Consider the following 12,623-nt stretch of genomic DNA (forward strand, 5'->3'; position numbering starts at 1 on the left):
GGCTTGCCCCGCGATGGGGCCGGTCGCCCTGATCGCGGGGCAAGCCCGCTCCCACGATGATTCTCACACCTTATGAAAATTTTTCTGTAGCAAGCCTTGTAATCGAATATCCCGGCCTCATGTATGTGTCACCGCAAGGTTTCTGGTGGCGACACCAGACATGACATAGGTGGTTCGCCCTGTGCGGGCCACGCCCGGCAACGCCGGATCGAATCAACCCGCCGGTGTCGACACCGGCCGATGAAAACCACAATTTGGGAGAGATCGACAATGAAGCTTCGTCCTCTGCATGACCGCGTCGTCATCCGTCGCAGCGAAGAAGAATCGAAAACCGCTGGCGGTATCGTCCTGCCGGGTTCGGCCGCTGAAAAACCAAACCGCGGTGAAGTCGTTGCCGTCGGCACCGGTCGTATCCTGGACAACGGCGAAGTACGCGCGCTGGCCGTGAAAGTGGGTGACAAAGTGGTTTTCGGCCCTTACTCGGGCAGCAACACCGTGAAAGTCGATGGCGAAGACCTGCTGGTCATGGCCGAGAACGAAATCCTGGCCGTTATCGAAGCCTGATTTCCCCGACTTCCCGTTACTCCAAAGAATTCCAAGGATTAAACGATCATGGCTGCTAAAGACGTAAAATTCGGCGATTCCGCCCGTAAGAAAATGCTGGTTGGTGTCAACGTTCTGGCTGACGCGGTAAAAGCGACCCTGGGCCCGAAAGGCCGCAACGTGGTCCTGGCCAAGAGCTTCGGCGCGCCGACCATCACCAAGGACGGCGTTTCCGTCGCCAAAGAAATCGAACTGAAAGACGCCTTCGAGAACATGGGCGCCCAGCTGGTCAAGGAAGTCGCTTCCAAGGCCAACGACGCTGCCGGTGACGGCACCACCACCGCTACCGTCCTGGCCCAGGCCATCGTCAACGAAGGCCTGAAAGCCGTCGCTGCCGGCATGAACCCGATGGACCTCAAGCGCGGTATCGACAAGGCCACTGCTGCCGTTGTTGCCGAACTGAAAAACCTGTCCAAGCCATGCGCCGATTCCAAGGCCATCGCCCAGGTCGGCACCATCTCCGCCAACTCCGACAACTCCATCGGTGAAATCATCGCCGAAGCCATGGAAAAAGTCGGTAAAGAAGGCGTGATCACCGTTGAAGAAGGCTCGGGCCTGGAAAACGAACTGTCCGTCGTAGAAGGCATGCAGTTCGACCGTGGCTACCTGTCGCCGTACTTCGTCAACAAGCCGGACACCATGGTTGCCGAGCTGGAAGGCGCTCTGCTGCTGCTGGTCGACAAGAAGATCTCCAACATCCGTGAGCTGCTGCCAGTACTGGAAGCCGTTGCCAAGGCCGGCCGTCCGCTGCTGATCGTTGCCGAGGACGTCGAGGGCGAGGCCCTGGCCACCCTGGTGGTCAACAACATGCGCGGCATCGTCAAGGTTGCCGCGGTCAAGGCCCCGGGCTTCGGCGACCGCCGCAAGGCCATGCTGCAGGACATCGCCGTCCTGACCGGCGGTACCGTGATCTCCGAAGAGATCGGCCTGTCCCTGGAAACCGCCACCCTGGAGCACCTGGGTAACGCCAAGCGCGTGATCCTGTCCAAGGAAAACACCACCATCATCGACGGTGCTGGCGAAGAAGCCGACATCCAGGCTCGCGTTACCCAGATCCGCGCCCAGGTTGCCGACACCACTTCGGACTACGACCGTGAGAAGCTGCAAGAGCGTCTGGCCAAGCTGGCTGGCGGTGTTGCCGTAATCAAGGTCGGTGCCGGCACCGAAGTCGAGATGAAAGAGAAGAAAGCCCGCGTCGAAGACGCCCTGCACGCTACCCGTGCAGCCGTCGAAGAAGGCGTGGTGCCTGGCGGTGGCGTTGCCCTGGTGCGCGCCCTGGCGGCCATTGTCAACCTCAAGGGTGACAACGAAGACCAGAACGTCGGTATCGCCCTGCTGCGTCGCGCCGTCGAAGCCCCGCTGCGCCAGATCACTGCCAACGCCGGCGACGAGCCAAGCGTTGTCGCTGACAAGGTCAAGCAAGGTTCGGGCAACTTCGGCTACAACGCCGCTACCGGCGAATACGGCGACATGATCGAGATGGGCATCCTGGACCCAGCCAAGGTCACTCGTTCGGCCCTGCAAGCCGCAGCTTCGATCGGTGGTCTGATGATCACCACCGAAGCCATGGTTGCCGACCTGCCGGAAGACAAGCCAGCTGCTGGCATGCCTGATATGGGCGGCATGGGTGGCATGGGCGGCATGATGTAAGCCAGCCTTACCCCCTGCGCCAAGGAAAGCCCCGGTTCGCGAGAACCGGGGCTTTTTCATTTACCTCAAGGTGCAGTGGGGCTGCTTTGCAGCCCTTTCGCGGCAAGGCCGCTCCAGGAAATCGCATTACCCTGTAGGAGCGGCCTTGTGCCGCGAAAGGGCCGTAAGGCGGCCCCGGCGATACAGCACCAGGTAGTACGACCCCAGCCCGATCAACCAGCAGAACACCGCCGTCCACACGTTGTGCGACAGGAAATGCGCGCCCTGCATCATCCGTCCGATCGACAGTACCGAGCCGGCCACGAAGGCCACCGCCAGCGCCACCCTTGCCAGGCGCGGACGGCGGTCGCGCAGCATGAAGAACAAGCCGAACAGGCAGAATCCGGTCGCGGCATGCCCACCCGGCCAGCACAGTCCGGGCTTGTCGGTGGCAGGGCGCGGCTCCAGCAGCTTGCTGTAGGTTTCCTTGCCGCCGAACTGGGTCAGGCTCCATGGGCATTGCACCTGGGTCACCTTCTTCAGCGGCGTGACGAAAGCGGTCGACAGCCCCAGCGCCAACACCAGGCAACCCAGCTCGCGGCGCCAGCCCAGCAGCCGCTGCCAGAAGAAACTCAGGGCGAAGCCGACCACGGCCAGCAGCCCGAAGATGATCACGCCCTGCTTGACCCGGTCATGCAGGATGGTCTCCAGCAGATAGCTGTGGCGACCGATGAACTGACCGGCAACCGGGTCGTAGAACAGGTTGGCCACATCGATGTCCAGCGATGTCCATTCGAGCAGGATCAAGGCCATGGCGGTGACGAAAGGGATGCCCAGGTAAAGCCACGGGTTGATCGGGCGAGGGCGCACGGATGCCTGCATGGTGACTCCAGAGGATGGAAAAGACCGTGCATTGTCAGGTGCCCGCTATCCTGAGTGCGTGAATGATCGGTGAAAAAACTGTCAAGTTCGGTGATTTCGAGCCAGGGCATGGCACCATGCGGGCATTGGCCGTAAGCTGCGCCTGCCGCGCCCGGCGAAGCGCCGCACAGGAGACCTCGATGCGCATTCTTTTGGTTGAAGACAACCGCGATATTCTGGCCAACCTGGCCGACTACCTCGGCATGAAGGGCTACACCGTCGACTGTGCCCAGGATGGCCTGTCCGGCCTGCACCTGGCCGCGACCGAACACTACGACCTGATCGTGCTCGACATCATGTTGCCGGGCATCGATGGCTATACGCTGTGCAAGCGTCTGCGCGAGGATGCACGGCGCGACACGCCGGTGATCATGCTCACCGCCCGCGACCAGCTGGACGACCGCCTGCAGGGCTTCCGCTCGGGCGCGGACGATTACCTGCTCAAGCCGTTCGCTCTGTCCGAGCTGGCGGCGCGCATCGAGGCCGTGCTGCGCCGCGCCCAAGGTGGAGGGAGGCGTACCCTACAGGTCGCCGACCTGAGCTACGACCTCGATACCCTGGAGGTGACCCGTCAGGGCCGCCTGCTCAAGCTCAACCCGGTCGGCCTGAAGCTGCTGGCCGTGCTGATGCAGAAGAGCCCTCATGTGTTGCGTCGGGAAGTACTCGAGGAAGCGCTGTGGGGCGACGACTGCCCGGACAGCGACAGCCTGCGCAGTCACGTCCACCAGTTGCGCCAGGTGATCGACAAACCGTTCGACAAGCCCCTGCTGCATACCGTCCATGGCGTCGGCTATCGCCTCGCCGAGGGTCGCGATGGAGTTTAAGCAGAGCCTTGCCCAGCGGATCATCATCGCATTCGCGTTGATGAGCGCGCTGGTGGCCGGGGCCTTCGCCTTCGGCATCGTCGCCACGGTGCACCTGGTCGAGGAACGCTTGATCTCCTCGGTGCTCGGCGGTGACCTGCAGCGCCTGCTGCGCATGGACAGCGTCAGCGACTGGAGCCACCGGCCACGGCCCGACCAGCTGTTCTATTTCAGTGGCGGGCGCGATGACTTCGAGTTGCCCAAGGACCTGCGTCATCTGGATGCGGGCTTCCACGAGGTGTTTCGCGACCAGCTTTCGTACCATGCCATGGTCGAGATCGTCGACGGTCGGCGCTATGTGCTGCTGCAGGACCAGAGCGATTTCGAGGAGCGCGAGCGGGTGCTGTTCGCCGTGGTGGTGGTCGGCTTCGTGCTCAGCCTGGCCCTGGCGGTGATCCTCGGCTGGTTGCTGGCGCGGCGGGTGATGGCGCCGGTGATCCGCCTGGCGCGCCAGGTGCGCCACCGTGACCAGTTGCTGGGCCTGGCGCCGCCGTTGGCGCCGGACTACGCGGCGGACGAGGTCGGCCAGCTGGCCGTCGCCTTCGACGATACCTTGGGGCGCCTGCGTGATGCCCTGACCCGCGAGCGGCTGTTCACCAGCGATGTCAGTCATGAGCTGCGCACGCCGTTGATGGTCCTGGCGACTTCGTGCGAGCTGTTGATGGAAAACCCCGGCCTCGATGCGCGGGCGCGCAGCCAGGTCGAACGCATTGCCCGGGCAACCGAGGAAATGCGCGAACTGGTGAAGACCTTCCTGATGCTTGCCCGTGCCCAGCGCGATGAAGGTGCCGTCGCTTCACGGGCAAGCTTGCGCGAGGTGGGCGACGATCTGATAGGGGTATGGCGTGACACCATCGAACAGAAGGGGCTGGCGCTTTACTACGATGGTCGGGTCAGTGCCAGCCCGGTGCTGTACAACGCCACGTTCCTGCAGTCGGTGATGGGTAACCTGCTGCGTAACGCGGCGCACTACACCGACAGCGGTTACATTCGCCTTAGCCTGGAGGCCAATGGCTTCAGTGTCGAGGACAGTGGCGTGGGGATTCCGGAGGAGCAGCGCGAGGCGATGTTCCGGCCGTTCGTGCGGGGCGATGAGCGCCGTGGCGAGGGCCTGGGCCTGGGCTTGTCGCTGGTGCAACGCATCTGCGACGACCAGGGCTGGCGCGTTACCCTGACCGCGACGCTTCCCCATGGCTGCCGCTTCCAGGTCGACCTGAGCCAGGGCACGAAAGTGGTGCAGGACGGTGAAGGCCGGGATGGGCTATTGGATCCTGATTAACGTCCTGTAACACCTGCATTGGGCGCTGACAGATTTTTCACATCGACATGACCTGATTCCAACGCTTGCCTACCTAAGGTGAGCGCACTGGAGTCAGGAGATGTCCAATGCGTAGCCCCATCAAACTCGAATTCTCGGACAAGTACGACCGCAATCACGCCCGGGAGTACTTCCTCAAGCATCAGGATGGCCTGGCTCGGCGCCTGTCCCACCAGCGTGACGAGCAACTGGCCCGCCGCGCCCTGGCGCTGGCCGGTGAGCCTGGCCTGGTGCTCGACCTGCCCTGCGGCGCCGGACGGTTCTGGCCGCTGCTGGCCGAAAAGGCCAACCGCGTGATCATCGGTGCCGACAATTCGGCGGCGATGATCGAGACAGCCTGTGCGTCACAACCGCCAGAGGTGGTTGCGCGGGTACGCCCCTTGCAGACTTCCGCGTTCGCCATCGACCTGCCGGACAACGCGGTCGACAGCATCTTTTGCATGCGCCTGTTCCACCATATCGGTGATCCGGCCCATCGGAAGACAATTCTTTCGGAGTTTCAACGAGTTAGCCGCGACAGCGTGATCCTTTCACTGTGGGTGGATGGCAATTTCAAGGCCTGGCGCCGCCGCAAGCTCGAAGCCAGGCGCAGTGCCCGGGCCGCGCAGGACAGCTACCAGAACCGCTTCGTGTTACCGGCGGCTACAGTTGAAGAAGAATTTGTGTCAGCGGGATTCAGAATTCAGGAACGACTCGACTTTCTGCCGTTCTATGCCATGTGGCGAGTGTACGTATTGCGCAAGGGGTAATGAGTGATGGCGGTAGCCCAGAATCAGTCCAGGCAGTTCGACTACTACTGGCAGCAGCAGGGGGAGTGGGTCGAGGAGCCCAACCAGCGGCGTGGCGGCGAGAGTGGCGTGCAGCGCCTGAGCGATGGCGATGGGCATCTGCTGTATGCCAAACGTCAGGTCGGGCACATCTACCGCAGCCTGCTGCATCCGTTCGGGCGCCCTACGGTGTTGCGCGAACTCGATGCGCTGAACAGTTTCGAGCAACTGGGCGTGCGGGTACCGCGAATCGTCTACGCCGGGGCCGAGCGGGACGCGGATCATCAGTGGCGGGCGTTGCTGGTCAGCGAGGCGCTCGATGGTTTCGTCGACCTCGATGCCTGGCATGCCTCCGGGGCCCGTGAGCATTACCCGCAGGCGGTGCACGAGCGCATGCTCAAGGACCTCGCTGACAACCTGGCGCGCATGCACCTGGGGCATTGGCAGCATGGTTGCCTGTACGGCAAGCATGTGTTCGTCAAGGTGCTGGGCGAGGGCGAGCAGGCGCGGGTGGAAGTGGCGTTGCTGGACCTGGAGAAGTGCCGGCGGCGGATCAGTTGCCAGCGGGCGGCCTATAACGACCTGCGGCAGTTGCGCCGCCACTCGTCGTTCAACGAGGCGGAATGGCAGACCTTGCTCTATTTTTACCAAATGGCGTTTGGCAGCGCGGTCAAAGGTTTAGAGCAATGAAACTAGAAATCGCTCGAGCTTTATTCCTGGTCGCGGCGTTGGCGGTGACCACGGCGGCGGCGGCGGCCTGGGAGCAGCCGCGGCCTACGGTCTTCAGCAAGGCTGAGGTCGGTGGGGTGTGTCCGTTGCCACGGGTGGCCAGGGAAGAGCGGGGGCGGGCTGAGCCGGATCATGATCTTCTGTTGTTCTTGTTTGGGATGAGGCAGGGGTTGCGGCCGTTTGGTTGACGTGGGTTTTGTGTTTTGCGCCAGGGGTTTGTTTATGGATCTCTGGCGTTTGTTTATTTGGGGTTCGTAGTTGGTTGGTTGGTTGGTTGGTGTTTTGTTTTTGAAGTTGTATGCGCATTCATTTGCGATGTCGACGCTTATTCACCTTTCCGCCCTTACGGCGGGTAACTTTTTGAAGGATCTGTAGAGACCGGACACATCGCTGGATCAAAAAGTCACCAAAAAATCCTCGCTCCATTCATCCGGCCCTACGCTTCGCTCCGGGTCCCCTCACTCCGGCCTTGCTCCCGGGAGGACCGCGCTGCAGGGCCCATCCTGGGCCCCAGCGCTTGACGGGCATCCATGCCCGTCACCTCCCTCCGCAAGTCCTGCGTTCGGCCTCCTGAAGTCGCGAAGTTACGAGCGGCGCCTGGACTGACGCAGCTGTCGCTAGTTGTTTTTTAGTTGATCTCTCGATTGTTTCGGGGGGCAAGCCCGCTTCCACGCAATAGTCGCCGTTATATATAGCCCTGTAGGAGTGGGCTTGTCCCGCGAAAGGGCCGGAACAGCCAATACATAACTAACTGTCAAACAACTAACTTCGCATCTCTTGCTCTTGCTCTTGCTCTTGCTTCTAAGCACGCGGTAGTTCAGGCAACACCAATTGCGACTTCAGGAGGCCGAGCGGAGTTCTTGCGGAGGGAGGTGACGGCCATGGATGGCCGTCAAGCGCTGCGCCCCAGGATGGGGCGTTCAGCGCGGTCCTCCCGGGAGCAAGAACGGAGCGAGGGAACCCCGGAGCGCAGCGCAGGGGCCGGATGAACGGAGCGAAACGGTTTTGCCTACTTTTCCCTAGAGAAAAGTAGGTCGCCGTAAAGGCGAAAAGGTGACTAAATGTCGATATCGTCTACGAATGAGCATACAAAAATCAAAACAATCACCAAGTAACCAGCCCCAGCCCTAAACCCCCTCCAAAACCATCTCCAAAAACGTAGCCACCACCCGCCGCGTCCTCTGCTCACTCAAACAAACCAGCGTCTCAGTCAAATGCCGCCGACAATCCACAATTGGCAAAGCACAAACCCGCGCATCAGCCCCAAACTCCGCCGCCGAGACAACCCCAACGCCAATCCCCACCACCACCGCTTCCCGCGCCGCCTCCCGCCCCTCGACCTGGATCGCCGGCCGGATCCGCAACCCGGCCCGCTGCATTTCCTCCTCCAGCGTCTGCCGCGTCACCGACCCTGGCTCCCGCAGCACCAATGGCGTGTCGTCCAGGTCCGCCAGGCTGATCTGCCCCCGGCTGGCCCACGGATGGTTGTGCGAAACGAACGCCACCATCGGGTCACGCCGCATCGGCACGCAGAACAACCGCTCATCATCGACATCGCGCCCGAGCAGGGCCAGGTCCGCCTGGTAGCTGAACAGCCGGGCCAGCGACTCGTCGGTGTTGCCGGTCTCGATCTTCACCTGGATCCCCGGATAGCGCTGGCAGAACCGGGCGATCTGCGGCAGCACGTGCACTGGCGCGTCCACCGCCAGGGTCAGGCTGCCGGTGTGCAGGGCGCGGGAGTCCTGCAGCAGCTCCACGGCCTCGGCCTCGCAGGCGAACAGGCGCTGGGTCACGCCCAGCAGGCGCTCGCCCAGGTCGGTCAGCTGCACCGAGCGCTTGTTGCGCTGGAACAGCAGCACGCCGAAGCGCTCCTCGAGCTTGCGTACCTGGTCGGAGACCGCCGGCTGGGTCAAAAACAGCTTTTGCGCCGCCCGGGTGAAGCTGCCCTGTTCGGCGACTGCATGAAAGGCCTTGAGTTGAGCATGGGAGACCGACATCGAACACTCCGCTTAAAAGCTGGACTTATGTGTGAAATACGATAAATCGATTTTATTTATCAGTCAGCAGCTGTTTCCATGTGTTTCAACCCGACCACGCCAGCCACGAGCGGCGGCATGTCGGCCATGGCGGCACCACCGCCATCTGACCAGGTGACGTCCCTCCGTCACGCAGTGCGCAACACAACAACAAGACAGGCGTTTCTTCACATTCTGCCGGCACACTCAAGCAAGAGGTCAGAGTCAATGAATCAATCCCTGGGCGCCATCAAGCGTTGGCGCGTGCAGATCTTCGCGATCACCTGGCTGGCCTACGCCGCCTTCTACTTCACCCGCAAGGCCTTCTCGGTGGCCAAGCTCGGCATCGGCGAGGATCCGAATTTCATGCTCGACAAGGCCGCCATGGCCAACCTCGACGCGATCTACCTGGCCGCCTACGCCGTGGGCCAGTTCACCTGGGGCATGCTCGCCGACCGCTTCGGTCCCCGCGTGGTGGTGCTGGGCGGGTTGCTGATCTCGGCGGCGGCTGCGGTGGTGATGGGCAGCTACGCGACCTTCCCGATCTTCGCCACCTGCATGTTGATTCAGGGGTTGGCGCAGTCCACCGGCTGGGCGGGGCTGTGCAAGAACATCGGCAGTTTCTTCCCGGCCTCCCAGCGCGGACGGGTGCTGGGACTGTGGAGTTCGTGCTACGCCTTCGGCGGCCTGGTGGCCTCGCCGTTCGCCGGCTGGTGGGCCTACACCCTGGTCGGCACCTGGCATGCGGCATTCTTCTCCAGCGCCGTGGTGGTGGCCGCGGTGGCGGTACTGTTCTTCATTTTCCAGCGCAACAAGCCCGAGGACGTCGGCCTGCCGGCGGTGGAGCCCGAGCCGCAGAGCATGGTCCCGGGGGCGAACCTGTGCAGCGTCTGGGCACCGTTGCGCGAGATCCTGCGTAACCGCACGGTGCTGACCCTTGGCCTGGCCTACTTCATGCTCAAACCGGCGCGCTACGCCATCCTGCTGTGGGGCCCGGTGATCGTCTTCGAGCAGATGCCGTCGGTGGGCAAGGTCGGCGCGGCGATCATCCCCACGGCCTTCGAACTGGCCGGGCTGCTCGGGCCGATCCTCATCGGCCTGGCCTCGGACAAGCTGTTCGGCGCCCGGCGCATGCCGGCCTGCGTGATCAGCCTGGTGCTGCTGACCCTGACCCTGGCCGGCTTCATGGCGGCGATGCACAGCGGCAGCGTGCTGCTGGTGGTGGCCCTGCTGTTCGTCATGGGCCTGACCCTGTACGGCCCGGACTCGATGATCAGCGGCGCCGCGGCCATCGACTTCGGCACGGCCAAGGCCGGCGCCACTGCGGCCGGCTTCGTCAACGGTTGCGGCTCGGTGGGCGCGGTGCTCGGCGGCCTGCTGCCTGGCTACTTCGACAGCGTCACGGTGTTCATCGTCTTCGCCGGCACCGCGCTGTTCTCCGCCCTGGTGCTGCTGCCGCATTGGAACAGCCGACCAGCGACCGCCGTGCAGGCCAATGACGTGGCACCCAATACCAGCATGGCGATCAAGCCACTGCGTACTTAAAGGAAAGCGAGTAGATGAGACCCTTCTGGCTGCAACAGGCCCTGGACCAGGAAGACGAGGGGCTGTGCCCGCCGCTTGCGGGCGATGTGCGCTGCGATGTGTGCATCGTCGGTGGTGGCTACACCGGCCTGTGGACCGCGCTGATGATCAAGGAACAGGCGCCGCAGCTGGAGGTGCTGCTGCTCGAGGCGGATATCTGCGGCGCCGGGGCCAGCGGGCGCAACGGTGGCTGCGCGCTGTCCTGGTCGGCCAAGTACTTCACCCTCGAGCGGTTGTTCGGGGTCGCCGAGGCGGTACGCCTGGTGCGCGAGTCCGAGCGCAGCATCGGTGCCATCGGCGAGTTCTGCGCGGCCAACGGCATCCGCTGCGACTACCGCATGGACGGCACGCTCTACACCGCCACCAACCAGGCCCAGCTCGGTGGCACCGATGCGGTGATCGCCGCGCTGGAGCAACAGGGCATCAATTCGTTCCAGCGCCTGGCACTGGAGCAGGTACAGCGCCTGGCCGGCTCCGAACGGCACCTGGAGGGCTGGTATTCGCCGGCCGCGGCTACGGTGCAGCCGGGACGGCTGGTGCGTGGTCTGCGCCGGGTGGCCTTGCAGCGCGGCGTGCGCATCCACGAGGGCACGGCGATGACCGGCCTGGAACATGGCGCGCCGGTGCAGGTGCGCACCCGCTCCGGCACCGTCCGCGCCGACCGTGTGGTGCTGGGCCTCAATGCCTGGATGGCGCGGGCCTTCCCGCAGTTCGAACGCAGCGTGGCGATCGTCTCCAGCGACATGGTGATCACCGAGCCGTGCCCCGAGCTGCTGCGCCGGATCGGCCTGGACAGCGGCGTCAGCGTGCTCGACTCGCGGATCTTCGTGCACTACTACCACAACACCTCCGATGGCCGGCTGATGCTCGGCAAGGGCGGCAATACCTTCGCCTACGGCGGGCGCATGCTGCCGGTGTTCGACCAGCCGTCGCCGTACCAGCCACTGCTGCGTGAGAGCCTGGGCGAGTTCTTCCCGGCGCTGGCCGAGGTGCCGCTGGCGGCCAGCTGGAACGGGCCGTCGGACCGTTCGGTGACCGGGCTGCCGTTCTTCGGTCGGCTCGATGGGCAGGGCAACGTGTTCTACGGTTTCGGCTACTCCGGCAGCGGGGTGGGACCGTGCCACATGGGCGGGCAGATCCTGTCGTCGCTGGCACTGGGGCTGGACAACGCCTGGACCCGTTCGCCGCTGGTCAAGGGGCCGCTGGGGCAGTTTCCGCCGGAGCCGGTGCGCTACTTGGGATCGCTGCTGGTGCGCAACGCCATCCGCCGCAAGGAACGCGCCGAGGACCGTGGCGTGCGACCGCGGCGGCTCGACGTGCGCCTGGCGAAGTTCGCGGCGGCGGCGGGGAAGGCGGACAAGGGCTGAAGCTGACGCGATTTCTTGTCGAACCCGGTGCGCAGGGCGTATAAACTCTCCCCACTTTAAGGCCGGTCGCTTCCTGAACCGGCCGCGGAAACAAAGAGAGTCGATATGGGCGCACAGTGGAAAGCCAAACATAGAGAAACAGCGGCCAATGCCAAAGGCAAGATCATGGGCAAGCTGGCCAAGGAGATCCAGATCGCTGCCAAGTCGGGCGCCGACCCGGACATGAACCCGCGCCTGCGCCTGGCCATCGTCCAGGCCAAGAAAGCCTCGATGACCCGTGAGACCCTGGAACGCGCGATCAAGAAAGGCGCGGGCCTGGACGGCGAGGCCGTGCAGTACCATGCCGTCAGCTACGAAGGCTTCGCTCCGCACCAGGTGCCGCTGATCGTCGAGTGCCTGACCGACAACATCAACCGCACCGTGGCTCAGATCCGCGTGCTGTTCCGCAAGGGTCAGCTCGGCGCCAGCGGCTCGGTGGCCTGGGACTTCAACCATGTCGGCCTGATCGAGGCCACTCCGGAAGGCGACGCCGACCCGGAAATGGCGGCCATCGAAGCCGGTGCCCAGGACTTCGAGGACGGCGAGGAAGAGGGCTCGACCCTGTTCATCACCGACACCACCGACCTGGACGCCGTGCAGAAGGCCCTGCCGGAGCATGGCTTCACCGTTACTTCGGCGAAGATCGGCTACACCCCGAAGAATCCGGTGAGCGCCGCCGGCCTGAGCGCTGAAGCGCTGGCCGAGGTCGAGGCCTTCCTCGAGGCGATCGACGAGAACGAAGACGTGCAGAACGTCTATGTCGGCCTGACCGACTGATCCGCGCGTCA

The 12,623-nt window shown here is 63.7% G+C and carries 12 protein-coding genes; 10 read left to right on the forward strand and 2 right to left on the reverse strand.

The features are described 5' to 3' along the window. The first annotated feature begins 270 nt into the window (after nt 1-270). On the forward strand, nt 271-564 hold the full coding sequence (locus tag HU735_RS14355; protein WP_028689692.1) for a co-chaperone GroES: 294 nt from the start codon (nt 271-273) through the stop codon (nt 562-564). A gap of 48 nt (nt 565-612) precedes the next feature. Further along, nucleotides 613-2,253 (forward strand): chaperonin GroEL, encoded by a 1,641-nt coding sequence (groL, locus tag HU735_RS14360; RefSeq protein WP_186714038.1) that lies wholly within the window; start codon nt 613-615, stop codon nt 2,251-2,253. A gap of 126 nt (nt 2,254-2,379) precedes the next feature. On the opposite strand, the gene HU735_RS14365 is transcribed toward groL, so the two are convergent. Beyond that, a complete protein-coding gene (locus HU735_RS14365; RefSeq protein ID WP_186714039.1) occupies nt 2,380-3,114 on the reverse strand; it encodes a phosphatase PAP2 family protein in 735 nt (244 codons plus the stop codon). A 179-nt stretch (nt 3,115-3,293) separates the two neighbouring features. Between HU735_RS14365 and colR the strand changes: the two genes are divergently transcribed. The 5 genes from colR to HU735_RS27115 all read left to right on the forward strand — a co-directional run bounded on the left by colR (nt 3,294) and on the right by HU735_RS27115 (nt 7,018). After that, nucleotides 3,294-3,977, forward strand: a complete 684-nt coding sequence (gene colR, locus HU735_RS14370; protein ID WP_028689695.1) for a two-component system response regulator ColR — start codon at nt 3,294-3,296, stop codon at nt 3,975-3,977. Next, nucleotides 3,967-5,295 (forward strand): HAMP domain-containing sensor histidine kinase, encoded by a 1,329-nt coding sequence (locus HU735_RS14375; RefSeq protein ID WP_186714040.1) that lies wholly within the window; start codon nt 3,967-3,969, stop codon nt 5,293-5,295. The genes colR and HU735_RS14375 overlap by 11 nt, the downstream gene beginning before the upstream one ends. A gap of 107 nt (nt 5,296-5,402) precedes the next feature. Further along, nucleotides 5,403-6,083: a class I SAM-dependent methyltransferase gene (locus tag HU735_RS14380; RefSeq protein ID WP_050703871.1), complete on the forward strand. Its 681-nt coding sequence runs from the start codon at nt 5,403-5,405 to the stop codon at nt 6,081-6,083. Between the two features lie 6 nt (nt 6,084-6,089). Beyond that, nucleotides 6,090-6,791, forward strand: coding sequence for a lipopolysaccharide kinase InaA family protein (locus HU735_RS14385; protein WP_186714041.1), 702 nt, complete (start codon nt 6,090-6,092; stop codon nt 6,789-6,791). Next, entirely contained in the window at nt 6,788-7,018 is a 231-nt protein-coding gene (locus tag HU735_RS27115; RefSeq protein ID WP_050703873.1) for a hypothetical protein, read from the forward strand. The genes HU735_RS14385 and HU735_RS27115 overlap by 4 nt, the downstream gene beginning before the upstream one ends. A 939-nt stretch (nt 7,019-7,957) precedes the next feature. Here HU735_RS27115 and HU735_RS14390 read toward each other — a convergent pair. After that, on the reverse strand, nt 7,958-8,827 hold the full coding sequence (locus HU735_RS14390; RefSeq protein ID WP_062363416.1) for a LysR substrate-binding domain-containing protein: 870 nt from the start codon (nt 8,825-8,827) through the stop codon (nt 7,958-7,960). 246 nt (nt 8,828-9,073) lie between these two features. On the opposite strand from HU735_RS14390, the gene HU735_RS14395 reads away from it, so the two are divergent. From HU735_RS14395 to HU735_RS14405, 3 genes are all read left to right on the forward strand, one after another. Further along, the gene (locus HU735_RS14395; protein WP_186714042.1) at nt 9,074-10,390 is read left to right on the forward strand and encodes an MFS transporter; all 1,317 of its coding nucleotides are present in this window, start codon (nt 9,074-9,076) and stop codon (nt 10,388-10,390) included. A gap of 14 nt (nt 10,391-10,404) precedes the next feature. Beyond that, nucleotides 10,405-11,796: an FAD-dependent oxidoreductase gene (locus tag HU735_RS14400; RefSeq protein WP_186714043.1), complete on the forward strand. Its 1,392-nt coding sequence runs from the start codon at nt 10,405-10,407 to the stop codon at nt 11,794-11,796. Between the two features lie 105 nt (nt 11,797-11,901). Continuing rightward, the gene (locus tag HU735_RS14405) at nt 11,902-12,612 is read left to right on the forward strand and encodes a YebC/PmpR family DNA-binding transcriptional regulator (protein WP_028688730.1); all 711 of its coding nucleotides are present in this window, start codon (nt 11,902-11,904) and stop codon (nt 12,610-12,612) included. Nucleotides 12,613-12,623 lie beyond the last annotated feature (11 nt).

Source organism: Pseudomonas sp. BW16M2, assembly GCF_014268865.1.
Taxonomy (GTDB): domain Bacteria; phylum Pseudomonadota; class Gammaproteobacteria; order Pseudomonadales; family Pseudomonadaceae; genus Aquipseudomonas; species Aquipseudomonas peradeniyensis.

What these genes read in the sequence shown, in the direction of transcription:
- HU735_RS14355 (WP_028689692.1), top strand. Translation starts at nt 271, where the DNA reads ATGAAGCTTCGTCCTCTGCATGACCGCGTCGTCATCCGTCGCAGCGAA.
- groL (WP_186714038.1), top strand. Translation starts at nt 613, where the DNA reads ATGGCTGCTAAAGACGTAAAATTCGGCGATTCCGCCCGTAAGAAAATG.
- HU735_RS14365 (WP_186714039.1), bottom strand. Translation starts at nt 3,114, where the DNA reads ATGCAGGCATCCGTGCGCCCTCGCCCGATCAACCCGTGGCTTTACCTG.
- colR (WP_028689695.1), top strand. Translation starts at nt 3,294, where the DNA reads ATGCGCATTCTTTTGGTTGAAGACAACCGCGATATTCTGGCCAACCTG.
- HU735_RS14375 (WP_186714040.1), top strand. Translation starts at nt 3,967, where the DNA reads ATGGAGTTTAAGCAGAGCCTTGCCCAGCGGATCATCATCGCATTCGCG.
- HU735_RS14380 (WP_050703871.1), top strand. Translation starts at nt 5,403, where the DNA reads ATGCGTAGCCCCATCAAACTCGAATTCTCGGACAAGTACGACCGCAAT.
- HU735_RS14385 (WP_186714041.1), top strand. Translation starts at nt 6,090, where the DNA reads ATGGCGGTAGCCCAGAATCAGTCCAGGCAGTTCGACTACTACTGGCAG.
- HU735_RS27115 (WP_050703873.1), top strand. Translation starts at nt 6,788, where the DNA reads ATGAAACTAGAAATCGCTCGAGCTTTATTCCTGGTCGCGGCGTTGGCG.
- HU735_RS14390 (WP_062363416.1), bottom strand. Translation starts at nt 8,827, where the DNA reads ATGTCGGTCTCCCATGCTCAACTCAAGGCCTTTCATGCAGTCGCCGAA.
- HU735_RS14395 (WP_186714042.1), top strand. Translation starts at nt 9,074, where the DNA reads ATGAATCAATCCCTGGGCGCCATCAAGCGTTGGCGCGTGCAGATCTTC.
- HU735_RS14400 (WP_186714043.1), top strand. Translation starts at nt 10,405, where the DNA reads ATGAGACCCTTCTGGCTGCAACAGGCCCTGGACCAGGAAGACGAGGGG.
- HU735_RS14405 (WP_028688730.1), top strand. Translation starts at nt 11,902, where the DNA reads ATGGGCGCACAGTGGAAAGCCAAACATAGAGAAACAGCGGCCAATGCC.